At 57.4% G+C, this 23504-nt stretch carries 23 protein-coding genes and 2 tRNA genes; 15 read left to right on the top strand and 10 right to left on the bottom strand.

Annotated elements, in window-relative coordinates; translation table 11 throughout:
• Positions 1–12: 12 nt before the first annotated feature.
• Entirely contained in the window at positions 13–1605 is a 1593-nt protein-coding gene (locus AC2FJE_RS00125) for a divergent polysaccharide deacetylase family protein (protein ID WP_496760324.1), read from the bottom strand.
• 195 nt (positions 1606–1800) lie between these two features.
• Between AC2FJE_RS00125 and AC2FJE_RS00120 the strand changes: the two genes are divergently transcribed.
• The 6 genes from AC2FJE_RS00120 (at position 1801) to lexA (ending at position 6626) form a co-directional block, all read left to right on the top strand.
• A complete protein-coding gene (locus AC2FJE_RS00120; RefSeq protein WP_058271745.1) occupies positions 1801–2382 on the top strand; it encodes an anthranilate synthase component II in 582 nt (193 codons plus the stop codon).
• Positions 2379–3398 carry an anthranilate phosphoribosyltransferase gene (gene trpD / locus AC2FJE_RS00115; RefSeq protein ID WP_282168231.1) on the top strand — a complete coding sequence of 340 codons (1020 nt, stop codon included), beginning with the start codon at positions 2379–2381 and terminating at the stop codon, positions 3396–3398. The genes AC2FJE_RS00120 and trpD overlap by 4 nt, the downstream gene beginning before the upstream one ends.
• Positions 3395–4207, top strand: a complete 813-nt coding sequence (trpC, locus tag AC2FJE_RS00110) for an indole-3-glycerol phosphate synthase TrpC (protein WP_496760321.1) — start codon at positions 3395–3397, stop codon at positions 4205–4207. The genes trpD and trpC overlap by 4 nt, the downstream gene beginning before the upstream one ends.
• Positions 4207–4680, top strand: coding sequence for a cyclic pyranopterin monophosphate synthase MoaC (gene moaC / locus AC2FJE_RS00105; protein WP_282118353.1), 474 nt, complete (start codon positions 4207–4209; stop codon positions 4678–4680). The genes trpC and moaC overlap by 1 nt, the downstream gene beginning before the upstream one ends.
• Positions 4677–5849, top strand: coding sequence for a molybdopterin molybdotransferase MoeA (locus AC2FJE_RS00100; RefSeq protein ID WP_282118352.1), 1173 nt, complete (start codon positions 4677–4679; stop codon positions 5847–5849). Before moaC ends, AC2FJE_RS00100 begins: the two co-directional genes overlap by 4 nt.
• A 78-nt stretch (positions 5850–5927) precedes the next feature.
• Positions 5928–6626 (top strand): transcriptional repressor LexA, encoded by a 699-nt coding sequence (lexA, locus tag AC2FJE_RS00095; RefSeq protein WP_058271750.1) that lies wholly within the window; start codon positions 5928–5930, stop codon positions 6624–6626.
• Here lexA and AC2FJE_RS00090 read toward each other — a convergent pair.
• Positions 6623–8665, bottom strand: a complete 2043-nt coding sequence (locus AC2FJE_RS00090) for a ComEC/Rec2 family competence protein (protein ID WP_496760319.1) — start codon at positions 8663–8665, stop codon at positions 6623–6625. The genes lexA and AC2FJE_RS00090 overlap by 4 nt on opposite strands.
• A gap of 78 nt (positions 8666–8743) precedes the next feature.
• Here AC2FJE_RS00090 and gltX point away from each other — a divergent pair, with 78 nt between their 5' ends.
• Both gltX and gltA read left to right on the top strand, forming a co-directional pair.
• Positions 8744–10144 carry a glutamate--tRNA ligase gene (gene gltX / locus AC2FJE_RS00085; RefSeq protein ID WP_496760656.1) on the top strand — a complete coding sequence of 467 codons (1401 nt, stop codon included), beginning with the start codon at positions 8744–8746 and terminating at the stop codon, positions 10142–10144.
• Positions 10145–10265: 121 nt separating this feature from the next.
• Positions 10266–11561 (top strand): citrate synthase, encoded by a 1296-nt coding sequence (gltA, locus tag AC2FJE_RS00080; RefSeq protein ID WP_496754182.1) that lies wholly within the window; start codon positions 10266–10268, stop codon positions 11559–11561.
• Positions 11562–11615: 54 nt separating this feature from the next.
• Here the strand turns inward: gltA and AC2FJE_RS00075 are convergent, their stop codons facing one another.
• Positions 11616–12680, bottom strand: coding sequence for a PA0069 family radical SAM protein (locus AC2FJE_RS00075; protein WP_496754186.1), 1065 nt, complete (start codon positions 12678–12680; stop codon positions 11616–11618).
• Positions 12681–12979: 299 nt separating this feature from the next.
• On the opposite strand from AC2FJE_RS00075, the gene AC2FJE_RS00070 reads away from it, so the two are divergent.
• The 3 genes from AC2FJE_RS00070 to AC2FJE_RS00060 all read left to right on the top strand — a co-directional run bounded on the left by AC2FJE_RS00070 (position 12980) and on the right by AC2FJE_RS00060 (position 15609).
• On the top strand, positions 12980–13678 hold the full coding sequence (locus AC2FJE_RS00070) for a corrinoid protein (protein ID WP_058271755.1): 699 nt from the start codon (positions 12980–12982) through the stop codon (positions 13676–13678).
• A 152-nt stretch (positions 13679–13830) separates the two neighbouring features.
• Positions 13831–14865 (top strand): Hint domain-containing protein, encoded by a 1035-nt coding sequence (locus AC2FJE_RS00065; RefSeq protein ID WP_496695620.1) that lies wholly within the window; start codon positions 13831–13833, stop codon positions 14863–14865.
• A gap of 75 nt (positions 14866–14940) precedes the next feature.
• Complete coding sequence (locus AC2FJE_RS00060; RefSeq protein WP_058278208.1) at positions 14941–15609, top strand: DUF1638 domain-containing protein; 669 nt, start codon at positions 14941–14943, stop codon at positions 15607–15609.
• Positions 15610–15612: 3 nt separating this feature from the next.
• Here the strand turns inward: AC2FJE_RS00060 and AC2FJE_RS00055 are convergent, their stop codons facing one another.
• The gene (locus AC2FJE_RS00055) at positions 15613–16023 is read right to left on the bottom strand and encodes a SufE family protein (protein ID WP_496733383.1); all 411 of its coding nucleotides are present in this window, start codon (positions 16021–16023) and stop codon (positions 15613–15615) included.
• Between the two features lie 139 nt (positions 16024–16162).
• Here AC2FJE_RS00055 and AC2FJE_RS00050 point away from each other — a divergent pair, with 139 nt between their 5' ends.
• Positions 16163–16687 (top strand): hypothetical protein, encoded by a 525-nt coding sequence (locus AC2FJE_RS00050; RefSeq protein ID WP_058278047.1) that lies wholly within the window; start codon positions 16163–16165, stop codon positions 16685–16687.
• Between the two features lie 6 nt (positions 16688–16693).
• On the opposite strand, the gene rnd is transcribed toward AC2FJE_RS00050, so the two are convergent.
• The 3 genes from rnd to purM form a co-directional block, all read right to left on the bottom strand.
• Positions 16694–17851, bottom strand: coding sequence for a ribonuclease D (rnd, locus tag AC2FJE_RS00045; protein WP_496754189.1), 1158 nt, complete (start codon positions 17849–17851; stop codon positions 16694–16696).
• 116 nt (positions 17852–17967) lie between these two features.
• Positions 17968–18564 carry a phosphoribosylglycinamide formyltransferase gene (gene purN / locus AC2FJE_RS00040; RefSeq protein WP_496754191.1) on the bottom strand — a complete coding sequence of 199 codons (597 nt, stop codon included), beginning with the start codon at positions 18562–18564 and terminating at the stop codon, positions 17968–17970.
• Positions 18561–19607 carry a phosphoribosylformylglycinamidine cyclo-ligase gene (gene purM, locus AC2FJE_RS00035; protein ID WP_282118344.1) on the bottom strand — a complete coding sequence of 349 codons (1047 nt, stop codon included), beginning with the start codon at positions 19605–19607 and terminating at the stop codon, positions 18561–18563. Before purM ends, purN begins: the two co-directional genes overlap by 4 nt.
• 107 nt (positions 19608–19714) lie before the next feature.
• Here purM and AC2FJE_RS00030 point away from each other — a divergent pair.
• Positions 19715–19791 (top strand) — tRNA-Ile (locus AC2FJE_RS00030).
• A gap of 482 nt (positions 19792–20273) precedes the next feature.
• Here AC2FJE_RS00030 and AC2FJE_RS00025 read toward each other — a convergent pair.
• From AC2FJE_RS00025 to AC2FJE_RS00015, 3 genes are all read right to left on the bottom strand, one after another.
• Positions 20274–20444: a hypothetical protein gene (locus AC2FJE_RS00025; protein ID WP_158507028.1), complete on the bottom strand. Its 171-nt coding sequence runs from the start codon at positions 20442–20444 to the stop codon at positions 20274–20276.
• Between the two features lie 255 nt (positions 20445–20699).
• Positions 20700–20960, bottom strand: a complete 261-nt coding sequence (locus tag AC2FJE_RS00020; protein WP_058271760.1) for a hypothetical protein — start codon at positions 20958–20960, stop codon at positions 20700–20702.
• 113 nt (positions 20961–21073) lie between these two features.
• Positions 21074–22393 (bottom strand): ATP-binding protein, encoded by a 1320-nt coding sequence (locus AC2FJE_RS00015; RefSeq protein WP_496754195.1) that lies wholly within the window; start codon positions 22391–22393, stop codon positions 21074–21076.
• Positions 22394–22437: 44 nt separating this feature from the next.
• Between AC2FJE_RS00015 and AC2FJE_RS00010 the strand changes: the two genes are divergently transcribed.
• Complete coding sequence (locus AC2FJE_RS00010) at positions 22438–23352, top strand: MBL fold metallo-hydrolase (protein WP_496754197.1); 915 nt, start codon at positions 22438–22440, stop codon at positions 23350–23352.
• Positions 23353–23429: 77 nt separating this feature from the next.
• Positions 23430–23504: transfer RNA gene (locus tag AC2FJE_RS00005), tRNA-Asn, on the top strand.

The following is a 23504-nucleotide window of genomic DNA, read 5'->3' as shown; positions in this document are numbered from 1 at the left end:
TCCTCTTCAGCCTTACTGAGCTTCTTGCGTCATGACCGCTGAAATCGGGGCCATGGCCACGCGGCCACCGCGATCTTCCAGCCCCCATAGCAACAGGGCCGAGATAGTGTCCGGGCGCAGCCGTCCCAACATGACGACAGTTCCCTGCTGGCCAGCCCGGAACGCCGCTTGATCCAAGAAACGTCGCATGATCGTGGGGTCCTGACGGGCACCGTCGATGTCGCGAAAGATGACCCCGGAAGGGATGCCATTGCGAGCGGCCAGTTTCTGGACAGTGTTCAGGCCATTATCCTGGGTGATTAGCCCGCGCCCGGTATCACCGGCAATTGCGGCCACCTGATCGGCCAATTTGCGATTGCCCTGAATGCCGGTTCCCACGCCTTCCAGAATACCAACGGTTTCCGGCAGAGTGTCCAGCCAGACAGCCATCGAAACCTCAGCATCTTGTGCGCTGGCCGCCTTGGGCAAGTCGGCAAGGGCCAGAACCTCGAAACCCGCTGCGCGATGGCGGGCCATTTTTTCGGCCGCATCGGGATCAGACGGGCTGACGGCAAAGCTCAGTGGGTATGGGAAATCCTTCAACGCCTCGGCTCCAAAGGCCCCTTCATCATCAATCAAAATGATCGACATAAGCGGTTTGGCCTCGGGGTTTTCGAACTTGGCGGCATAGGCATCAATTGGCTTACCGGGCAGAAGTACCGCGGGTTGCTCGTCCGCTGAAACCGGCGCGTCATCGCGTTCAGTCAACGGGACGACTCGTTTGCCAACGATCAGACCGTCGGCATCCGTTTCTTCACCGCCGATCTGTGGGACCGCTGCGATCCGGGGCAGCTTTTTAAGCTGTGGGTCTTCTTCCCCTTCTACGGCAATCGGGTTTTCCTCAAGCGGATCGACCTCGGGCTCCAGGGGTTCGATTGCCGTGTGTTCAGGCTGCGGCTCGGGTTCCGGTTGAACCGCTGCGACCTCGGGCTCGGGCTGAGGTTCTGGTTCGATTTCCGTTTCGATGACTTCCGGCAACGGCTCTGCGATTTCAGGCTGGGTCTCTGTCACCTCGGGCTGCACCTGTTCCACTTCCGGCTCGGGCAGTATTTCCAGGACTTCGGGCGCGGGCTGCGGCTCAACCTCGGCAATGGTCTCTTCTTGCTTGGGTGCAACCGGCGGTTCCGGCGCGGTTTCCGAAATGATCGGCTCACCTTCGGTGCTGGGCAATGGCTGCAATTGCGCAGGCGGCTGCGGCACAACCGGAGCCTCGTTTGATGTGGTTACCTCAACCGTTTCAGGTATTTCGACCCCTTCGACCTGTGTGACCGCCTCACTGATCGTCGGCTCAGAGTCTGGCGCAGTCTCCACGTCCGCCAGCCCGGCAAGATTGTCCGTTTGATCCCCGGACGCATCGGATGTCACCGGCGCCGCGGTTACCAGATCGGCATCTGCCACCGTCTCAGCCGCTTCGGTGCTGACTTCAGGGGTCGCAGCCGGTGCCGGCTCGGGGGCCTCGGCGTTTACAACCGGTTTCCGGGTCAAAGGGGTATTCAGGGATAGTACCACACCAAGCAGACCAACAACGACCGCCCCTGCGATCATCCCGCCTAAAAATCCGCCCATCTTAACTGCCTCTCGCCTTCATCCTGCTTCGATCGCCTCAACGCCGTTTACCGCGCCTTTGGCCTGCGATTGCGCCCTGAACAGGATGTCCTCTTGACGCTGCCCCGCAAGCCTGAGCATGTATGTCCCGACATTATACCGTGGCCAAGGGCTGTATCGCCAGTCCGAAATGCCCAAGCCGAGACAAGTGCCCAAATGCTGCTGCTGATCGACAACTACGACTCGTTTACCTACAATCTGGTACACTATTTAGGCGAACTTGGCGCCGAAATGGTCATTCGGCGGAATGACGCCCTGGATGTACAAGAAGCCATGGCGATGAACCCTGCAGGAATTCTCCTCAGCCCTGGCCCGTGCGATCCTGATCAGGCCGGTATTTGCCTTGCGCTGACAGAAGCAGCAGCCGAAACAAAGACACCGCTTCTGGGGGTCTGTCTTGGTCATCAGACGATTGGGCAGGTGTTTGGCGGCAATGTTGTCCGCTGCCACGAGATTGTCCACGGCAAGATGGGTATGATGCACCACACCGGTAAAGGCGTGTTCGCTGGCCTGCCCACCCCGTTTGAGGCGACCCGCTATCATTCGCTTATCGTGGATCGGGACACGTTGCCAGATAGCCTTGAGATCACAGCAGAACTGGAAGACGGCACCATCATGGGCCTGCAACACAAAGAATTGCCCATTCACGGCGTACAGTTCCACCCGGAATCAATCGCCTCTGAGCATGGCCACGCTCTGCTCAAGAATTTCCTGTCCGAGATGAAAGTTCCTGCATGAGCGACGCTCTGAAGCCACTGATCGGAGCCGCTGCCGATCGTCCCTTAACGCGTGCCGAGGCTGAACAAGCTTTTAGCATCCTGTTTGATGGCGAAGCCACGCCCAGCCAGATTGGCGGCCTGCTGATGGCGATGCGCACACGCGGTGAAACGGTAGACGAATATGCAGCTGCTGCCGCCGTGATGCGCGCAAAGTGCAATGCGGTGAAAGCACCGGCGGGTGCGATGGATATCGTTGGGACGGGCGGCGACGGTAAAGGCACTCTGAACATTTCAACCGCCACGGCGTTTGTTGTGGCTGGGGCTGGTGTCACTGTCGCCAAACACGGCAATCGAAACCTGAGTTCCAAATCAGGTGCCGCGGACGCCTTGGGACAGCTGGGCATCAACGTTATGGTTGGCCCGCAAACCGTTGAAAAGGCTCTGCAAGAGGTCGGCATCGGCTTTATGATGGCACCCATGCACCATCCTGCGATTGCGCATGTCATGCCCAGCCGGCAAGAGCTTGGGACGCGTACGATATTCAACATTCTTGGCCCGTTGACCAACCCCGCTGGTGTTCGGCGTCAACTGACCGGTGCGTTCAGTCGCGACCTGATCCGCCCAATGGCGGAAACGTTGGGACTGCTGGGCGCTGATCACGCCTGGTTAGTGCACGGATCAGATGGCACGGATGAGTTGACGATCACCGGCGTAAGCTGGGTCGCCGCGCTGGAAGATGGCGTTGTGAAAGAGGTCGAGCTGCATCCTGAAGACGCAGGGCTGCCGGTCCACCCGTTCGAGGATATCATCGGCGGAACGCCCGAGGAAAACGCCGTGGCCTTCCGCGCCTTGTTGGACGGCGCGCCATCGGCCTACCGCGACGCTGTTCTGTTGAACTCTGCCGCAGCCCTTGTGGTTGCTGGCTCTGCTGATGACCTGAAAGACGGCGCTGCCAAGGCGCGGGAAAGCATCGACAGCGGAAAAGCTAAAGACAAAATCGCGGCCCTGGCCCGAATTACGCAGGAGGCCGCATGACCGAGACGGTTCTGGACAAGATCAAAGCCTACAAACTTGAGGAAGTTGCGGCAGACAAGGCGCAGAAGTCGCTGGAAACACTGGAAAACGAGGCCCGCAACGCACCAGAGGTCCGCGGTTTTGCCGATGCGCTTCGAACAGCGGCGCGTCGGGGTTACGGCCTGATTGCCGAGGTCAAGAAAGCCAGCCCGTCCAAGGGTCTGATCCGCCCGGATTTCGATCCACCCGCTCTGGCCAAAGCCTATGAGGAAGGCGGCGCTGCGTGTTTATCGGTGCTGACCGACACGCCGAGTTTTCAGGGTGCAAAAGAGTACCTAACCGAAGCCCGGTCTGCGACCGAGCTTCCGGCGCTGCGCAAGGATTTTATGTACGACCCCTATCAAGTGGTCGAAGCGCGTGCTCTGGGTGCAGATTGCATCCTGGTCATTATGGCATCGGTAGAAGACGCCCAAGCCGCCGAACTGGAACAAACTGCATTCGACTGGGGTATGGATGTCCTGATCGAAGTTCACGACCAGGAAGAACTGGAACGTGCAGCAGAGCTGAAAAGCTCGCTGATTGGAATAAACAACCGCAATCTCAAGACCTTCGAGACATCTCTTGATACCACTCGACACCTGTCCAAGCTGGTGCCAGCGGGCCGGACGATCGTCTGCGAAAGTGGTCTGAGCACGCCTGAAGATCTGGCCGATATCGCACGCTACGGCGCGCGCAGCTTCCTGATCGGTGAAAGCCTGATGCGTCAGGACGACGTGGCAGCAGCCACCCGCCACCTTTTGGCAAGCCCTCTAATCCCCGGAGTCATGTGATGCCGCTGACCCATTTTGATGCTCAGGGACAGGCCCATATGGTCGATGTCTCGGACAAGGAAGTCACCGACCGCGTCGCCGTGGCGGCCGGATACATCAAAATGGCGCAGGACACCTTTGATCTGATTTCCGAAGGCCGCGCCAAGAAAGGTGATGTTCTCGGCGTGGCACGCCTTGCAGGCATTATGGGCGCGAAGAAAACACCTGATCTGATCCCTTTATGTCACCCGCTCCCGGTCACCAAGGTAGCTGTCGAACTGACGCTGGATCCCGACTTACCCGGTGTGCAGGTCGAAGCCACTGTCAAAACATCGGGCCAGACCGGTGTCGAGATGGAGGCGCTGACCGCCGTGTCCACGGCTGCGCTAACGGTCTATGACATGACCAAGGCCGTGGATAAGGCCATGGAAATCGGCGGCATCCGCGTATTGCTAAAAGATGGCGGTAAATCAGGACGTTACGAATCAAAATGATCACCGTCGAAGAGGCCCGCGCGCTGTTGTTTGATCTGGTCTCGCCCCTTCCAGCCGAGACAGTTGCTTTGTCCGACGCCGCAAGTCGTGTTCTGGCTCAGGATATCGAGGCCACTCGCGACCAGCCGCCTTTTGAGGCGTCCTCAATGGATGGTTACGCGCTAAAAGCGACTGAGGTCGAGCTGCACGCAATGTTCAAGGTCATCGGCGAGTCGGCCGCTGGCAATCGCTATACCGGTCGCGTCGGGCCTGGACAGGCAGTGCGTATCTTCACCGGCGCCCCAGTCCCCGAAGGTGCTGATTTCGTTGTCATACAAGAAGATACCGAACGTCGCGGCGACCTGATCACAATCTCGGACCTGCCAAGCCCAAAAACGAATATCAGACCTGCGGGCGTCGATTTCAAAGCAGGCACAAAGATCCCGGCCCCCCGTCGTTTGCGCGCAGAGGACATCGCGCTGATGGCGGCGATGAATGTTGCGACCGCTCCAGTGACTCGAAAGCCTGTTGTCGCTCTGATCTCCACCGGTGATGAGCTGGTGATGCCGGGTGAAACCCCCGGCCCCGATCAGATCATCGCATCCAATACGTTTGGCTTGAAAGCACTGTTAGAGGACGTTGGCGCGCACGTCCGCATCCTTCCGGTCGCGCGCGATACGGTCTCATCGCTTGAAACAGCCTTCGGACTGGCCGAAGGAGCAGATCTGGTTGTGACCATCGGCGGCGCATCGGTTGGAGACTACGATCTGGTGTCAAATGTCTCAACCGGGCTGGGAATGGAGCAATCTTTCTACAAGATCCGAATGCGCCCCGGCAAACCCCTGATGGCGGGCCGAATGGGACAAACGGCAATGGTCGGCTTGCCCGGAAATCCTGTTAGTGCAATGGTTTGCGGCTATCTCTTCCTGTTGCCAATGGTGCGTCGGATGTTGGGTGTCGAACAGGTTCTGCCCCCATTGCGAACCGCAAGGCTTGCTGAACCGCTCGGCGAAAACGGTCCGCGCGAACACTACATGCGGGCTATGCTGGATGAAACCGGCATTCGCGCATGTTCCGATCAGGACAGTTCGCTGCTCAGCGTTTTGGCGCAGGCAAACGCTCTTTTAGTTCGTCCACCGGATGATCCTGCCCGGCTTGCCGGAGATGAGGTTCAGTACCTGCCGATCTAAGCGTCGCTCAAATCCGTTGACACAAAACGTGAACATGCGTAGAACAAAAGAAAACGCATGACCGATGAGGTGTGAGCAATGTTGACCAAGAAGCAGTTGGATTTGTTGGAATTCATTCACAAACGCGTTCAGGCGGACGGTGTTCCGCCCAGTTTCGATGAAATGAAGGCCGCGTTGGACCTCAGGTCCAAATCCGGCATCCACAGATTGATTACGGCACTAGAGGAACGCGGGTTCATTCGGCGTCTGGCGCACCGTGCGCGGGCCATTGAAATCGTCAAACTGCCGGAAAGCCTGGGTGGAGAACCCACAGTGGCCTTCAAGCCGCGTGTGATCGAAGGCGACAAGCCTTCCGGCCCCCGCCCCGCGAACTTTGAGCCGGTGACCGTGGATGCGATGGAATTGCCAGTGATGGGCCGCATCGCCGCCGGTGTTCCAATCGAAGCGATCAGCCACGTCTCGCACCGCGTCGCGGTACCCGGAACAATGGTTTCCGGAAAAGGAGAGCACTACGCGCTGGAAGTGCGTGGCGACTCGATGATCGACGCCGGAATCAACGATGGTGACGTTGTAGTGATCCGGGAAACCTCGGTTGCCGACAACGGCGATATCGTTGTTGCCCTTGTCGAAGATCAGGAAGCCACCTTGAAGCGGTTCTTCCGCCGCGGGCAGGCGATTGCGCTTGAGGCCGCGAACCCCGCCTATGAAACCCGCGTTCTGCCAGAAGATAAGGTCAAGGTGCAGGGTCGTCTGGTTGGACTGATCCGCAGCTACTAAAACTGCTTGGTATCCCGGTTCCCGGATGTGTTCGGGGACCAGAGCCTGTCGCCCATCGCTTCTCTAGACGTTGTGATCTTGCCGCCCGACAGGGACAGGCTTCCCGTTGCCAGCAGCCGTTTCGGATCGAAGACTTCACAGCCGCCGGACAGTTGCAGCGCCACGGCAGAAATCACGATCTGATCGGCATTGCAGGCACTGAACCCGCGCGCCGCGCGTTTGCCTGTAACGTGCAACACCTCTTTGCCCTGCCAGTCATACCGTTGAATGGTGCCGGAATCATGCGGCCAACGGCTGGCCGCATGCAGCTGATCTGCCCCGTCCCCATCATTTTCCAGCCAGACGGTTGCGACAAACCCGCTTCCCTTTTTCTTACTCAAGGCGCGTCCTTGTTCGGTCATCACGCCAACAAGACCACCACTATCCGCAACCAGTATTTCAGGGCGATTTCCCTGCCCCCATAATATCAACGCCACGGCCATTGGTGCCACCCCAACCCATTTGGCCCGTCCTTGCCACAGCGCAAGCCACAGGCCGCCAAGCGCAATTAGCGGCAGGACAGGGGTCGGCGGGCTGACAACATATCCTTGCGCGCCGTCAAATCCCGATACCCATTGCGAAACCGCAAGAATCCACTCTAAACCCAGCCCCATCACTGCCAGAGGCACCATCTCAAAGCCGAATGGCGACAGCAGTGCTGCCACCACGGCCGAGGGGACGACAATCATGCCCATGACCGGCACCGAAAGCATGTTGGCCAGAAGGCCATAGTGAGACAATGTGTTGAAATGCGCCGCACCAATTGGCGCGGTTGCAAACCCCGCGATAGCCGAGGAAATCAGAAGGCCCGCGACAGGTTTCAGCCACTTTGGCCCCGTCATCGGTCCCAATTTACGCAACGCTCCGAACACCGCCACAAGCGCTGTCGTTGCGGCAAAAGACATTTGAAACCCCGGGCTAAGCAAGGATTCGGGGCGCAGAATGAGTACAATAAGGGCGGCGACCGCAACGGCCCGTAGGGAAATAGCGCGTCTGTCGATCAGTATGGCCATCAACATGACACTCGCCATGACAAAGGCGCGTTCCGTGGCGACGTTTCCCCCAGACAGTAACAAGTAGATCGTGGCCGAGACCATCGCACAGACAGCCGCCAGTTTGCGCACAGGCAATCTGAGAGCCAGCGCAGGAATGGTTGAAAACAAAAGCCTGCACATCAAGTAGACGAACCCGGTCAGCAGGCCCATGTGGAGGCCCGAAATCGCCAACAGATGCGCCAGGTTGGAAGCGCGCAGTGACTTTAGCGTTTCTTGCCCCATACCGCTGCGATCACCCGTTGTGACGGCGGCCGCAAACCCGCCAATCTCACCCGGCAGGATCGTGCGGACATGGTTGGAAATCGCCATTCGCCGTGCTGTAATGCGGATGCCTTCGGGCTGCGGGGGCGCAGCGATCAGCACCGGAACTCGGGTGTATCCCACGGCCCCCAGTCGTTGAAACCACGCGTGTCGCCGAAAATCGAACCCTCCCGGTTCCACCGGGCCTTGTGGGGGCGACAAATGGGCAGTGGTCATGATCCTTTGGCCGGGCGCTAGTGACCGTGCGCCGCCGTGCAGGGAGAGCCGCACGCGCCGCGGCCGCCGGTCACCGGGCACATCCCCTATACGCACCCGATCCAGCGTAATCCGCAGCGCATCCGACGCAGAGCGATCCATGGCTACAACCCGCCCCTCGACCGGGCCGTAATAACGCCAGGACAGGACCGGCTCTGCCACCGTGTGGGCGCGCGCGCCCGCCAGGATAAACCCGGCAGCGATCAGCGCCCCCCCTGTTGTCAACGCAGCCCAGCCAGACGGAAGCCAGCGCACCAAGCCTAAGCAAATCGCGATCACGGCAACGAGGCCTGCATAGACCATCCACCCCGGTTCAAACCGCAGGCTGAAATACAGACCAATACCGACTGCCAGACACACCGGAGACCACTGAAACAAATACCCTGTCTGGTTCAGCATTGCGGCCTCGACCCGTGCCAGAACACGCATGGTTGCCCCCGTCCTTCCGGCTCGTTAGACAGGCGCCAATCTATGCCCGACACGGTTACCAAAAGGTTAATCCACACAATGTCCGATCAGGTCGTCACTCGTTTCGCCCCGTCCCCAACCGGTTTCCTGCATATCGGCGGGGCCCGTACGGCGCTGTTCAATTGGCTTTATGCCCGCGGCCGCGGCGGCAAGTTCCTGTTGCGGATCGAAGACACCGACCGTGAACGTTCGACCCCCGAAGCAACGGCTGCAATCCTGCAAGGGATGGAGTGGCTGGGTCTTGATCACGACGGCGATGTAATTAGTCAATTCGAGGGTGCCGAACGTCACGCCGAGGTGGCGCATCAGTTGCTGGCTGAAGGCAAGGCGTACAAGTGCTTTTCAACGCAGGAAGAGGTCTCGGCCTTCCGCGAACAAGCGCGGGCCGAGGGGAAATCGACCCTGTTCCGCAGCCCTTGGCGCGATGCAGACGCGTCCTCCCATCCAGACGCTCCGTTTGCGATCCGCATCAAGGCGCCTCAGGACGGCACGACGGTAATCCGCGATCAGGTTCAGGGTGACGTGGCCATTCGCAACAATCAGTTGGACGACATGATCCTGCTGCGGTCTGATGGGACGCCGGTCTATATGCTGGCGGTCGTGGTAGATGACCACGACATGGGTGTGACCCATGTGATCCGTGGCGACGACCACCTGAACAACGCCGCGCGGCAGATGATGATTTATGAGGCTATGGGCTGGGACGTACCTGTCTGGGCGCATATCCCCCTGATCCACGGGCCGGATGGTAAAAAGCTGTCCAAACGCCACGGTGCTTTGGGCGCGCAGGAATATCAGGCCATGGGCTATCCAGCCGCAGGTATGCGCAACTATTTGGCGCGTCTGGGTTGGAGCCACGGTGATGATGAATTCTTTACGGACGCACAGGCCAAAGAGTGGTTCGATCTTGACGGAATCGGCAAAAGCCCTGCCCGTTTCGACCTGAAAAAACTGGAAAACCTGTGCGGGCAGCATATCGCCATCGCGGATGATGCTGCGCTGCGGCAAGAGATCGAAGCCTATCTGGCAGCGGCAAATTTACCTAACCTCACGGAAACACAATCCGGTGATCTGGAACGTGCGATGTATTGCCTCAAGGATCGCGCGCGGATCTTCCCGGAACTTCTTGAAAAAGCTCACTTTGTGTTGACATCTCGGCCAATTGACCCCGATGAAAAGGCTGCAAAAGCGCTGACCTCAGTATCCGATGGTATACTGAGTGAATTGACGCCGCACGTGCAAAATGCTAGCTGGACGCGAAACGAACTGGAGCAAACCCTAAATTCGTTTGCAGAAGCGAAAGAGGTTAAGTTCGGCAAACTGGCGGGCCCGTTGCGGGCGGTGTTGGCAGGTCGGGCAGTGACGCCTTCAGTTTTTGACATGATGCTTGTGCTGGGGAAGGAAGAAACCCTGGCCCGGCTTTCTGACGCAGCGACGTAAACCCAATCTTCATATTTGGGTAACGCTGCTCCGCTAACACCCGGACTGCGCGCCCGCGCGCAGCCGTTGCCCGCAAGGTCGGACAGCGATTCGACATGCGTAAGAATGAGGAAGGGACACTATGACCGACAGCAATAAAACAGCCACTCTGACAGTCCATGGTGAAACGTACGAGTTGCCGGTTCATTCTCCGACCGCTGGACCTGACGTCATCGACATCCGTAAACTGTACAACGATGCCGGAGTGTTCACCTACGACCCCGGTTTTACGTCGACCGCAAGCTGTGACAGCACCATTACCTATATTGACGGCGAAAAAGGCGAGCTGCTGCACCGTGGCTATCCGATCGACCAGCTGGCCGGAAAATCGCATTTCCTAGAAGTTTGCTATCTGCTGCTGTACGGAGAGCTGCCGCAAGCCAAAGATCTAGAGCAGTTCGAAACCACCATCACGCGCCACACCATGCTGCACGAACAGATGCAGTACTTCTATCGCGGCTTCCGTCGGGATGCGCATCCGATGGCGATTATGGTGGGTGTCGTAGGCGCAATGTCGGCGTTCTATCACGACTCAACCGACGTATCTGATCCGCATCAGCGCGAGGTCGCTTCGCACCGTCTGATCGCCAAGATGCCGACGATCGCCGCATGGGCCTATAAGTATCACATCGGCCAGCCCTTCGTTTATCCGCGCAACGATCTGGACTACGCGTCCAACTTCCTACGCATGTGCTTTGCCGTTCCCGCTGAAGAATATGAGGTGAACCCGATCCTCAGCCGCGCGATGGACCGGATTCTGACGCTGCACGCAGATCACGAGCAGAATGCGTCGACCTCGACCGTGCGTCTGGCGTCATCCTCGGGCGCAAACCCGTTTGCGTGTATCGCGGCGGGTGTGGCTTGCCTTTGGGGCCCTGCCCATGGTGGCGCAAACCAGGCCTGTTTGGAGATGTTGGAGGAGATCGGTTCCGTCGATCGTATTCCGGAATACATCGACCGTGCCAAGGACAAGAACGACCCGTTCCGCCTGATGGGCTTTGGCCACCGCGTCTACAAGAACTTCGACCCGCGCGCGACTGTAATGAAGCAATCAGCCGACGAAGTGCTGGAACTGCTTGGCGTCGACAACAATCCGAAGCTGCAGGTTGCCAAGGCACTAGAAAAGCAAGCACTGGAAGATCCGTATTTCGCCGAGAAGAAACTGTTCCCGAATGTGGACTTTTACTCGGGCATCATCCTCGAGGCGATGGGTTTCCCCACCTCAATGTTCACGCCGATCTTCGCGCTGTCGCGCACCGTTGGCTGGGTCAGCCAATGGAAAGAGATGATCGCAGATCCACAGAACAAAATCGGTCGTCCGCGTCAGCTGTATCTGGGCGAAACGACCCGCGATTATGTGGACATCGAAAACCGCTGATAGCCGGTTACAATTTCGAAACGCCTCGGACCCCTGTCCGGGGCGTTCTTCGTTTCAGAACAACGTCAGTTGATCCCCGGCTTGCGCGGGCCTGGAAAACAGATCACATCGTAGTGGCGGTGTCTTTGTGGCCAACCCCAAACGTTTGACCGCGAGGCTGAACCGCTTGGCCACCAACCCGGCATACTCCCCCTCACCCCGCATGCGGTGCCCCCAGCGCGGGTCATAGTCACGACCACCGTGCATTTCGCGCAGTTTGGACATGACTTTTTCTGCCCGCGCCGGCTCATGCTGCTGCAACCAGGATTGCCACAGCTCAGAAACTTCGCGCGGAAGACGCAGCATGATCCAGCTTGCGGCATCCGCCCCGGCATCGGCCCCGGCGTACAGCATGGTTTCTAATTCGTGATCCGTCAGACCCGGTATCAAGGGGGATGTCATGACGCGTACTGGCACACCCGCATCGACCAACCGTCGGATCGTTGCTAACCGCCGCACAGGGGATGGCGCGCGCGGTTCCATCCGCCGGGACAAGACCGGATCCAAAGTGGTCAAGGAAACACCGACCCGAACCAATCCAAGTTGTGCCATAGGGGTAAGGATATCCAAGTCCCGCTCGATCATCGCACCTTTGGTCACGATTGCGACCGGGTGCTGGAACTCTTGCAAGACCTGCAGGCAAGCTCGTGTGATCTGGTGGTGTTTCTCAATCGGCTGATACGGGTCGGTGTTTGTCCCCATCGCAATGGTCGCCACCTTGTACCGGGCCGAGGACAGTTCTTTCCTTAGAACCTCCGCCGCGTTAGGCCGCGCGATCAACCGGGTTTCAAAATCCAATCCCGGTGACAATCCCAGATAGGCATGTGTCGGGCGGGCAAAACAGTACACGCACCCATGCTCACACCCCCGATACGGGTTGATCGAGCGGTCGAACGGCAAATCGGGTGATCGGTTGTAAGTGATCACACTGCGCGCAACCTCTTCCCGGACCTCGGTTCTGAGCTGAGGAAGTTCCTCTTCCATCTCCCAGCCATCGTCACAAGCCTCGGTCGCAAAGCGTTCGAACCTGCCTGATTCATTACTGGCGACGCCGCGCGCCTTTATGTTGAGTGCAGGCATATTTGTTCCCGTTACGTTCTCATCCAAAAATCAATAAACCCTGAATCGCCATGCGACAAGGAAAACTGCGCGAACCGCCCTATTCGCCCCGATCCTCGGCGCCCGGTTTTTCCCCGGTTGTGAACAGATTGCAGGATGTTGTTGCAGATAATTCCATCGTGATCGCAAACAATTTGACGTATAGGTCGGTCCCGGAACCGCCAAGGTCGCAATCGTAACAGTCTAACTGCGACGAAATGGCCAAAACGGAAAAAATGCCACCACGGGCCGATGGCCCGCCCAGCACAGGGAAATGCCCCATGTCCGATGAAGAAGACATCGTCCTGTCCGAACTCAACGACGACGAACTTGTCGAGCAGATGTTCGACGATCTTTATGACGGCCTGAAAGAAGAGATCGAAGAAGGTGTGAACATCCTGCTTGAACGCGGATGGACACCATATGACATCCTGACCAAAGCATTGGTCGGTGGCATGACCATCGTGGGCCACGATTTCCGCGACGGCATCCTGTTCGTGCCCGAGGTTTTGCTGGCGGCCAACGCGATGAAAGGTGGCATGACGATCCTCAAGCCGCTGCTGGCCGAAACCGGCGCGCCGCGTGTCGGCAAGATGGTGATCGGGACCGTCAAAGGCGACATCCATGATATCGGCAAAAATCTGGTGTCGATGATGATGGAAGGGGCCGGTTTTGAGGTCGTGGATATTGGCATCAACAACCCGGTCGAAAACTATCTGGAAGCACTGGATTCCGAACAGCCAGACATTCTGGGCATGTCGGCCCTGCTGACCACAACGATGCCCTACATGAAAGTGGTCATCGACACGCTGATCGAACAGGGACGGCGTGAAGATTACATCGTACTGGTTGGCGGTGCCCCTCTGAACGAGGAATTCGGCAAGGCCATCGGCGCAGACGCCTATTGCCGTGACGCCGCTGTGGCGGTGGAAACGGCCAAAGACTTTGTTTCGCGCAAGCACAACCAGCTTGCCGGCTGATCCTGCTCACAGGGAAATGATCAAGGCCGCCCTTTAAAGGGCGGCTTTTTTGGTTTTTGGGCTTGCTACTCATGGAAATTTGGACAAATTAAACCTGTAGTTAAGGCCCAGTTTGTTACGCGGGTTTGGTTAAAGAGTTTTTGGGGTACGGAATGCCGACGACATTCAATGCTATTTTTCTTGGTAATCTTGCAATCATCGACCCGACTGAGGGTAATAACACCGCTGAAAACGCGGGCGCTTTGGTTGGACAAACTTTTGGTGGTCCGGGTGATCCATTACTTGACGACGCTGTCGTTTGGACACCGGTAGGAAACCCTGGTGGAACCTACGAAAACAACGCCAACTCTGACGTGGATTTTTTTGCAATTGATGGCGCTGCGACCACTTTCGATGCAGCTGTCGCCTACAATGCAACAATTACGTATGTCGACGGCACAACGGCAGACATAACGGCAGTCATCGCGCAAGACACGCTCGGGAACACTTTTCTGGTTCCAGAATTCTCAGCCAACAGCGATCAGGCCGCATTGGAATTTGCGGGCATCAGGTCACTAACGCTCAACAGTATAAACACCGCCACAACTACGGGTTTGAACGCTGACCGTGAATCCTGGGACATCGCCAGATGTTTCGCAACCGGCACTCTGATCAAAACGGAACGTGGTTTGGTCGAGGTCGAGAATTTGCGCGTGGGTGACAAAATTCCGACGCTGGATCATGGGCTGCAAACACTGCGTTGGATTGGCTCTCAGACCGCGCGTGCCGCAGGCGTGTTCACGCCTGTGCTGATCAGGGCGGGTGCGCTTGGCAATGATCGCGATCTCTTGGTCTCGCAACAGCACAGGATGCTGATCAGCGACTGGCGGGTCGAGCTGCATACGGGCCACGCTGAGGCGCTGGTGCCTGCCAAGCATTTGGTGAATGGCCGCGATATCGTGATGAAGCCCGGCGGTCTTGTGACCTATTATCACCTAATGTTCGATCAGCACGAACTGATCTGGGGCGAAGGGTGCCTGAGCGAGAGCTTTCACCCCGGAATCCAGGCGTGGAACAGTTTTGAGCATGAAACACGGCAAGAGATCCTGTCGCTATTTCCGGAACTCACCAGTCACGGGATCACCGCCTATGGCCCCCCTGCCCGCCCATCGCTTCAGTCTTTTGAAACGCGTGCGTCGGTGGCCTGACACGGGATGTCGGAAGCGGGCTTGCCTTGATCCGGCATTCATTCTTTGATGCTGCAATCCTTCAGGGAATTGACGATGCAGCAGAACACCACACCGGATGACGCAAGCCTGACGACAAAAGGCTATACCGAAGACACTCGACAAGGCGGCATACTGCTATTGGCATGCGGTGCGCTGGCGCGCGAAATCCTGCATCTGAAAAAGCGCAACGGCTGGGATCATATGACCCTGACTTGCCTGCCCGCCATACTGCACGTCCACCCTGAACGGATCACGCAGGCCGTCGAAGAAGCTGTTGCCAAGCACCGCGGTAACTTTGACCAGATCTTCGTCGTCTATGCCGACTGTGGCACCGGAGGGTTGTTGCAGAAGGCTTGCGAAGAGATGGGCATTGAGATGATCAAAGGCCCGCACTGCTATTCCTTTTTCGAAGGAAATCAAGCCTTTGAAGACCATGGCGATGATGAAACGACGGCCTTTTATCTGACAGATTTTCTGGCCCGTCAGTTTGACGCCTTTGTGTGGAAACCGCTGGGCCTAGATCGTCACCCCCAGTTGCGGGACATGTATTTCGGGAACTATACCAAGCTTGTCTATCAAGCCCAAACAGACGACCCGGACCTGACGGCCCGCGCACAGGAATGCGCCGAGCGCATGGGTTTGACGTTTGAACGGCGCTTCACCGGCTATGGCGATCTTGAAACAACTCTGACCGAGTGGGCCACCCGCAAGCCGACGGCCTGAACGTCAGGCGTTCTCTTGCGCGACCTCGCGGATACGCTCAATCATTGACCGCAAACCGTTAGAGCGTTGTGCGGACAGGTGATCATTCAGGCCAAGGCGCGCCAACTCACCGCCCGCGTCGACCTTGGGGACTTCGCCCACGGGCAGGTCATTATACAAAGACCGAAGCACCGCAATCAGCCCGCGCACGATCAACGCGTCGCTATCGCCGTCGAACCGAAAAACACCGCCGTCGATCATGGGGTGCAGCCACACCTGACTGGCACAACCATGCACCTTGGTGGCCGGCACTTTGAGCGCGTCATCCAGCGGCTCCATCGCCTTGCCCTGATCGATGACGTGGCGATACCGGTCTTCCCAGTCATCCAGAAACTCAAAATCCTCGACGATTTCCTCAAAGGCGGGCGTTGCCATTTCGCAGCGGTCCTTTTTGTTGCGATCACATTTGTGACCTATGCCTCTGTTGGGCACCTGTCCAGCCCCGGTGTGGGTTTTCAATCTTTGGAATTTACGATAACCCATTGCTGAAAATACTTCTCTGGGCTTTGGGACCATGAAAAAATCAACACCTCTTCTATTGGTCGGCACTCTGGCACTGGCCGCCTGCAGCGGCTGGAGCGAGTCGCGCGTGAACCCGACCAATTGGTTCGGGTCCAGTACACCTGCCCCTACTGAAGTATCCGTAAACGAAGCCGATGCTCTGGTGCCCGAAGGGCGTGACGGCCCGGGCCTGTTTTCGCGACCTGAAAAGGAAGTGATCGGCTTTGCCATAACCAAGGTAGATGAGCTACGCATCGACCCCACACCAACTGGGGCGATCATCTATGTCAAAGGTACGGCCTCAAGACAGGGGGCTTACAATGCGCGCCTTGTACGCGTGGAAAGCGAAGAGAACGAAAAAAACGGCATTCTGGAATACACGTTCGAAGTCAGCTACCCAAGCTACGCAACCAATCTGGGCTCCGAAAGATCGCGTGAGGTCAATGATGCCACTACGGTTGGCCGGGCCGAACTGCGAAACATCCGTCTGGTTCGCGTTCGCGGCGAACAGAATACATTGGAATCCCGGCGGCGTTAACGGTCGCTAAAGCGACACGACTTGTACGGATTGCCCCTTGGCGGCCAGAGCGATCTTGCCGTCACACAGTTTCAGGGCATCCTCACCAAACACCTCAAATCGCCAGCCTGACATTGAAGGCAGCTTGCGCTCGCCCGCAGCCAACTGGTCCAGTTCGGAACTTGTTGCGATCAGCTTGGCCGCCACGCCCGAGCTTTCGGTTTTGGACTTGAGCAACACGCGCAACAGATCGGCAAGCGCCGGGTTGATCTTTAGCTTGTCACGGCTGTTATCGACCTGCGGCAATTGATTGGCAGGGCAGTTTACCCCGCGTTTCACCGCCGCCAGAATACCATCGGCAATCGCGCCTTTGCGTGCCTCGCGCAGCAGCAAACGCGAACCGCCAAGATCCGATGGCGTTTTCGGCTTGGTTGAGGCAAGCTCGATCAGGGCGTCATCCTTGAAAACACGGCTGCGCGGAACGTTGTTCTCTTGCGCATAAGCTTCGCGAAACTGCGCCAACTCGCGCACGACGGCCAGGAACTTGGCCGAATTCGTCCGGGTTTTTACCCGCTTCCATGCATCTTCGGGACGGATATCGTAGGTTCCGGGCTGGGTCAGTGTGCGCAACTCTTCGGATACCCAATGGCTGCGCTGCGACTTGTTCAACTGGGCCGCCAGATATTCGTAGATCTGCCGCAAATGCGTGACATCTGCCAAGGCATAGGTCTTTTGCGCATCTGTCAGCGGCCGACGTGACCAATCGGTAAAACGCGAGGTTTTGTCGACGCCTTCCTTGCAGATTTTACGCACCAAAGTCTCGTAGCCCACCTGCTCGCCAAAGCCGCAGACCATCGCGGCGACCTGGGTGTCGAACAGAGGTTGCGGGAACACGGACGCCTCGACCCAGAAAATCTCAAGATCCTGCCGCGCGGCGTGAAACACTTTGACCACGCTTTCATCGCGAAACAGCTCATATAGCGGGTCAAGAGACAAGCCATCGGCCAATGGGTCCACCAGAACGGCACTGCCTTCATCATCAGATGGAACCGCAAGCTGCACCAAACAGAGTTTTGAATAGTAAGTCCGTTCGCGCAGAAACTCGGTATCTACGGTGACATAGTCATATTCCGCCGCGGCCTTGCAGAAATCGGCCAGCTCTTGCGTCGTCGTCAGGGTTTTCATGCGCGGTGCTGTTCTTGCTCTTGTTCTGTGCGGCCGATTATCAGTTTCATTCCGTACCCAGCCGTATTGCGGACCATAGGATGAATTTGACGCGGGTGTAAATCATCCTGAGACGTTCAGGGCAGCAACACCGGAGTCCGATCCCCACTGGCGTAACGGCGCAACACTGTAGGGTAGAGTTTGTGTTCCCATACCAGCACCCGGGCGGCCAATCCCTCGGGCGTATCACGCGGTTCAATATTCACCCGCGCCTGCCCAAGGATCGGTCCGTCATCCAAAGCTGCGGTGACTTCGTGGACCGAACATCCATGTTCGGCATCCCCGGCTTCAATAGCGCGCGCGTGGGTATTGAGACCTTTGTATTTCGGCAGAAGCGAAGGGTGGATATTCAGCATCCGCCGCTGAAAACGCGAAACGAAATCACCGGTCAGAACACGCATGAACCCTGCAAGGCAAACGATATCGGGTTGCGCCTCTTCCAGCGGTTTCAGCAACTCGGCCTCAAACGCGGCGCGGTCGCCCTTGAAGGGGCGGTGATCCACCGACGCGGTCGGAATGCCACGCTCTGCCGCCTTTGTCAGCCCACCCGCGTTCGCATCATTGGACAGAACCAGACAAGGTCGCGCAGGGTGATCGCCGGTCATGCTGTCGACCAGCGACACCATGTTCGAGCCACCCCCCGAGATCAGAATTGCGACGCGCTTGTGGCTCACAACAGGGTGCCCGAATAGGCCATGCCCGCTGTCCCGGTCACAGTGCCGATCCGCGCAACCGTTTCGCCCGCGTCGGCCAGTAACCCCGCCAGATCATCCGCGCGATCCGCGTCACATGCGACGATCATGCCAATGCCGCAGTTGAAGGTTTTCAGCATCTCGGCCTCGACGATTCCACCGGTTTCCGCCATCCAGCGAAATACAGGCGGCAAGTCCCATGCATTCAGGTCAATCTCGGCGCCCAACCCCTCGGGCAACACGCGCGGCAGGTTTTCGGTCAGGCCACCGCCAGTGATATGAGCCAGTGCATGAACGCCCCCTGCCCGGATCGCCTGCAACGCAGGTTTCACATACAGACGCGTTGGGGTCAGCAGCGCCTCACCCAGAGAACCGTCGCTGAACGGGGATGCTGCATCCCAGTCCAGGCCCGAAATTTCGACAAGTTTCCGAACCAGCGAGTAGCCGTTGGAATGCACACCGTTCGACGCCAGCCCCAAAAGCACGTCGCCGTCCTGAACGCCGGCCGGCAGATGCGCACCACGCTCCATCGCGCCGACCGAGAACCCGGCCAAATCGAAATCACCATCCGGGTACATGCCGGGCATTTCAGCAGTTTCACCGCCGATCAAAGCGCATCCGGATTGGACACAGCCTTCAGCAATGCCTTCGATGATCCGCGCGGCTGTGTCGGTATCCAGTTTGCCGGTCGCAAAGTAATCCAGGAAAAACAGCGGCTCAGCACCCTGACAGATCAGGTCATTGACGCACATGGCCACAAGGTCGATGCCCACACCGTCGACAACACCGGTATCAATGGCAATGCGCAGCTTGGTGCCCACCCCATCGGTGGCCCCAACCAGAATCGGGTCCTGATATCCGGCATCCTTTAGATCGAACAGAGCGCCAAAGCCGCCCAGCCCGCTCATCACACCCGAGCGGTTGGTTCGTTTTGCGGCCGGCTTGATCCGGTCGACTAGGGCATTCCCCGCATCAATATCAACGCCTGCATCGGCATAGGTGATTCCGTTCTTGCCCGTGGTCATGGCCAGCCCCTTATGAATGGTTCCCGCGCGGGTTATTCGATTGTGCGACTTGTTGCAACGGTCAGGCTTGACGCGGCCGTTCACCATGGTACTCAAAGCGCTCAGGCGGGCCTGTAGCTCAATTGGTTAGAGCAGAGCGCTCATAACGCTTTGGTTGCGGGTTCAAGTCCTGCCGGGCCTACCACCGTCTACTTGTTCATTGTTATCAGTTACAGATGCTTGCCAGACCAGCAATGCATGGTGTTTCTACTGTCCTGCTCAAACATAAGATGCATTCTTCTAAATCTGCAGGATTGCCCAGTAACTCTGAACCTTATTCAAACCCCTAGAGTTCGGAGTCCCCGCTCAAGCGGAAGTGCCATTTGGTACATTCAAGAGAAATGACACATCCGCATACTATACTTTTGGATACATCACCTATTCGAATGGGTTTTTGGCTATCCCATTTCCATTCAGTGAAACTTGTAAATTCATGTTTTTATGATCTTGCACGTCCCATACATGTGCATCCCAGCCTCCGACCAGCACCCAGTAGGAGGAAATTGACCGGCTTCGCGACCCCTCCGCTCACTCGGACCGCGAAGCTGGTTTTTTTGTGCCGTTTTTTGATTGTAAAGAGCTTTCAAAGACAAAGCGCACCGGCAAACCTCCAATTGAAGTCCCTACCTACTTTGGAGGTTCTCCGAAGTATCCACCAAAGTATCCGACCATCGCACCCAATACGCCAACTACGATGACAATCGAGATCAATGCGCCACTGCTTTTTGAGTAATATCCAAGCGTCACGAGCCCGACGACAAATATACCAACCAAGAAATACAATACAGTGTTGTCCATACCTAAACCTATGCCGCAAAAGACGTTCTGTAACGTTACGATAGAAATGCGCCTCAAGTCTAATGGGGGAGTTACACCCCATTAAACACCAGGGTAGCCACTCGTTCCCGCTCCAAAAAACCCGCGTTGTTCGGAGGGAAACCGTTACAAACAACGCGGGAGGCAGTTGGGGTAGTGAAGGCGATACGGAGCGGGTCAAGAATTGGACCAAAAAACCCCGGGTAAAGCCGTTCGGTCTAATATGAGGAGGTAACTTTACGCTTCAGGATCTGTCGCTTCAGCCTTTTGGAAAACTGCCAAGGTGACAAACAACCCTCCGATCAGCAGCAAATGGCCCAATGCGGTTACACCGAAAACAAAATAGCTACCAACCATCAGCGAGAAGATTGCGCTCCACATCCATGCCAACATCTGCATCAGCATGTGTGCTGTGGATAGAGAGTATTTTTTTAGTGGGTTTTTCGTTTCATCCATTACCGATACCCACGATGATTTCACGTCGAAACTATTGGTCATGACTTCCTCCCATTCTAAAGGTTGTACGGGGTGATCGGTGCTTTAGACCAAAGAAAAATTATGCGCGCGGCTTGTGGCTGCGACATAAATCATGAATTCCGGTCCTACCAAAATCATCGCCCAACAATGATATCTGCGCAAAGACCGCCCAGCCTTTCACTTTTACCAAGCCGCAGAACACCGCCATGTGCGCGGGCAATATCCGCAACAATCGCCAACCCAAGACCAACGCCACTGCCCTGATTCTGGTTGCGTGCAGGGTCAAGACGCGAGAACGGTTTTACAGCCTCAGTGCGCTGCTCTACCGGAATGCCTGGTCCGTCATCTTCGACCCGGATGCGCGTGGTTTTGGGCGTCAGGGACAAGCTGACCTCGGCGCGGTTGCCGTATCGCACCGCATTGCCAATCAGGTTCTCGACCGCGCGGCGCATGGCCATGGGGCGCAGCATCGCCGTGCCGTCACCTTCGACTGAGACCAATTCAGCCTGATGACCTGCCCGTCGCGCGTCTTCGACGATCTGACGCAACAACACTGCGGGTTCGATCGCCTCGGCTGGCCCCTCGGCGACACCACGTGAGAAATCAAGGAACGCATCCAGCAGCAATTGCATTTCGTCCACGTCCTGTTTCAGCGGTGCCGCCTCATCCTCGGGCAACATGGAAAGTCCCAGCTTCAGGCGCGTCAGCGGTGTTCTCAGGTCGTGGCTTACACCCGACAGCATCATAGTACGCTGTTCCATCTGTCGCTCGATTCTAGCCCTCATTTCCAGAAATGCACTGCCAGCAGCGCGCACTTCTATTGCGCCCCCCGGCGTATATGGCACTACCCTGCCCCGACCAAAGGCCTGTGCAGCGTCAGAAAGGCGGGTAATAGGCCGCAGCTGATTGCGCATATAGAGGAATGAGATCGTCGTCATCACAACGGCAAAGAACATCATGGTCACAATCAACTGATGCGGCGCCGTGGGCGACAGGCGGCGGCGATCTATCGTCAGCTGAAGCAGCCCCAGATCGGTTTCAAGATACAACCGAGCTTCATCACCCGAAGGCAAAGCGACGGCGACCAGATCGGGCAGCCCCGCTCGCAAATGATATTCGACCTGTGGTGCGATAAAATCGTACCATCGACGCCTGTCCGTCATCAGGTTTTCGTCGCCGTCAACAAAACGGGCTTTCATATCAAGCACCGACAAATCCAGGCGTATCGCTGCCAGCGCCTGCTGCTGGGTCTCGGCCTTTTTCATGGTTTCCAGCACCAACGTCACTTCGCGCGTGGCGGTCTTGGTCATCTGCGCGGTGACGTCTTCGAGATGCTTTTGCAAAAAGGCAATCCCCACCACCAACAGCAGCACGACAACTGGAAGAACCAGAATTAGTGCGGCCCGGGCATACAGGCTGCGTGGCATATATTGTTTGAGCCATTGACTGAACATGCGCTAAACCTAACGGGCTGATCCGCCAAGAGAAAGAGCTCAGAATGCAGGCGCCTGACGATTTCAACCCGCCCCCCGGTCTGGCGATCGACTTACAACCCGGGCTGCGGCGGATACTAGCCTCGAATCCGTCCGCGATGACCTATCGCGGTACGAACACGTACCTTTTGGGAGAACGTAATTTGGCGGTCATTGATCCCGGTCCTTTGAGCGATGCTCATCTTGAAGCGATTCTGGATGCGGTGCGCCCCGGACAGCGGATCAGCCATATTATTGTCACGCACAGCCATCTGGACCACTCGCCGCTTGCGGCACCATTGGCAGCACGCACCGGCGCGCCGATTCTGGCCTTTGGCGGACCGCAGGCCGGACGCAGCGAAGTGATGGCGCAACTGGCGCGGCAGGGTCTGGCCGGAGGTGGCGAAGGAATCGACACCGCGTTCCGCCCGGATATCGAGGTGGCAGATGGTGAGATTATTGCGGGCGATGACTGGCAGCTTGAGGTCATCCATACGCCTGGTCACTTGGGCAATCATATCGCGCTGGGCTGGGGTGATGTTTGCTTTACTGCCGATCATGTCATGGGATGGGCCAGCTCGCTGGTTTCTCCACCGGATGGGGACCTGACAGACTTTATGCAGGCGTGCCACAGGTTGCGTGCGCGAGATTGGGCCGTGTTTCACGCGGGTCACGGTGCAGAGATCACCAACCCTTCTGATCGGTTGGATTGGCTGATCACTCACCGGCTGTCCCGCGAGGCGCAGATACTGGCGGCACTGGAGGAGCAGCCCGGAAATGCCCGCCAACTTGCCGAACGCGTCTATACCGACACGCCATCCGCACTTTTGCCCGCGGCTGAACGCAACGTGTTCGCACATCTAGTTGATCTTTATGGAAAATCTCAAGTTTACACCTCCGACGCACTTTCAGTCGATGCCATGTTTTCAAGGTCAGCATGAACAGGCAGAACTTTTTTTCCGTTTGATGCAGTTCCCCTCTGGACGGGCAAAAAACGGGTTGTTATACGCCCCTCAGTTCCGGCGTAGCTCAGCGGTAGAGCAGTTGACTGTTAATCAATTGGTCGTAGGTTCGATCCCTACCGCCGGAGCCA

This window comes from Ruegeria sp. CDSC002, from assembly GCF_059610905.1.
This window is presented reverse-complemented; position numbering and strand designations above follow the sequence as displayed.

Bases quoted from the DNA above. Each gene is read 5' to 3' on its own strand.
- gltA (WP_496754182.1), top strand. From the start codon at position 10,266: ATGACCGACAGCAATAAAACAGCCACTCTGACAGTCCATGGTGAAACG.
- AC2FJE_RS00120 (WP_058271745.1), top strand. From the start codon at position 1,801: ATGCTGCTGCTGATCGACAACTACGACTCGTTTACCTACAATCTGGTA.
- AC2FJE_RS00050 (WP_058278047.1), top strand. From the start codon at position 16,163: ATGAAAAAATCAACACCTCTTCTATTGGTCGGCACTCTGGCACTGGCC.
- AC2FJE_RS00010 (WP_496754197.1), top strand. From the start codon at position 22,438: ATGCAGGCGCCTGACGATTTCAACCCGCCCCCCGGTCTGGCGATCGAC.
- lexA (WP_058271750.1), top strand. From the start codon at position 5,928: ATGTTGACCAAGAAGCAGTTGGATTTGTTGGAATTCATTCACAAACGC.
- gltX (WP_496760656.1), top strand. From the start codon at position 8,744: ATGTCCGATCAGGTCGTCACTCGTTTCGCCCCGTCCCCAACCGGTTTC.
- AC2FJE_RS00090 (WP_496760319.1), bottom strand. From the start codon at position 8,665: ATGCGTGTTCTGGCACGGGTCGAGGCCGCAATGCTGAACCAGACAGGG.
- AC2FJE_RS00065 (WP_496695620.1), top strand. From the start codon at position 13,831: ATGCCGACGACATTCAATGCTATTTTTCTTGGTAATCTTGCAATCATC.
- AC2FJE_RS00055 (WP_496733383.1), bottom strand. From the start codon at position 16,023: ATGGCAACGCCCGCCTTTGAGGAAATCGTCGAGGATTTTGAGTTTCTG.
- AC2FJE_RS00075 (WP_496754186.1), bottom strand. From the start codon at position 12,680: ATGCCTGCACTCAACATAAAGGCGCGCGGCGTCGCCAGTAATGAATCA.
- trpC (WP_496760321.1), top strand. From the start codon at position 3,395: ATGACCGAGACGGTTCTGGACAAGATCAAAGCCTACAAACTTGAGGAA.
- AC2FJE_RS00060 (WP_058278208.1), top strand. From the start codon at position 14,941: ATGCAGCAGAACACCACACCGGATGACGCAAGCCTGACGACAAAAGGC.
- moaC (WP_282118353.1), top strand. From the start codon at position 4,207: ATGCCGCTGACCCATTTTGATGCTCAGGGACAGGCCCATATGGTCGAT.
- purM (WP_282118344.1), bottom strand. From the start codon at position 19,607: ATGACCACGGGCAAGAACGGAATCACCTATGCCGATGCAGGCGTTGAT.
- rnd (WP_496754189.1), bottom strand. From the start codon at position 17,851: ATGAAAACCCTGACGACGACGCAAGAGCTGGCCGATTTCTGCAAGGCC.
- AC2FJE_RS00070 (WP_058271755.1), top strand. From the start codon at position 12,980: ATGTCCGATGAAGAAGACATCGTCCTGTCCGAACTCAACGACGACGAA.
- AC2FJE_RS00015 (WP_496754195.1), bottom strand. From the start codon at position 22,393: ATGTTCAGTCAATGGCTCAAACAATATATGCCACGCAGCCTGTATGCC.
- AC2FJE_RS00020 (WP_058271760.1), bottom strand. From the start codon at position 20,960: ATGACCAATAGTTTCGACGTGAAATCATCGTGGGTATCGGTAATGGAT.
- AC2FJE_RS00100 (WP_282118352.1), top strand. From the start codon at position 4,677: ATGATCACCGTCGAAGAGGCCCGCGCGCTGTTGTTTGATCTGGTCTCG.
- AC2FJE_RS00125 (WP_496760324.1), bottom strand. From the start codon at position 1,605: ATGGGCGGATTTTTAGGCGGGATGATCGCAGGGGCGGTCGTTGTTGGT.
- trpD (WP_282168231.1), top strand. From the start codon at position 2,379: ATGAGCGACGCTCTGAAGCCACTGATCGGAGCCGCTGCCGATCGTCCC.
- AC2FJE_RS00025 (WP_158507028.1), bottom strand. From the start codon at position 20,444: ATGGACAACACTGTATTGTATTTCTTGGTTGGTATATTTGTCGTCGGG.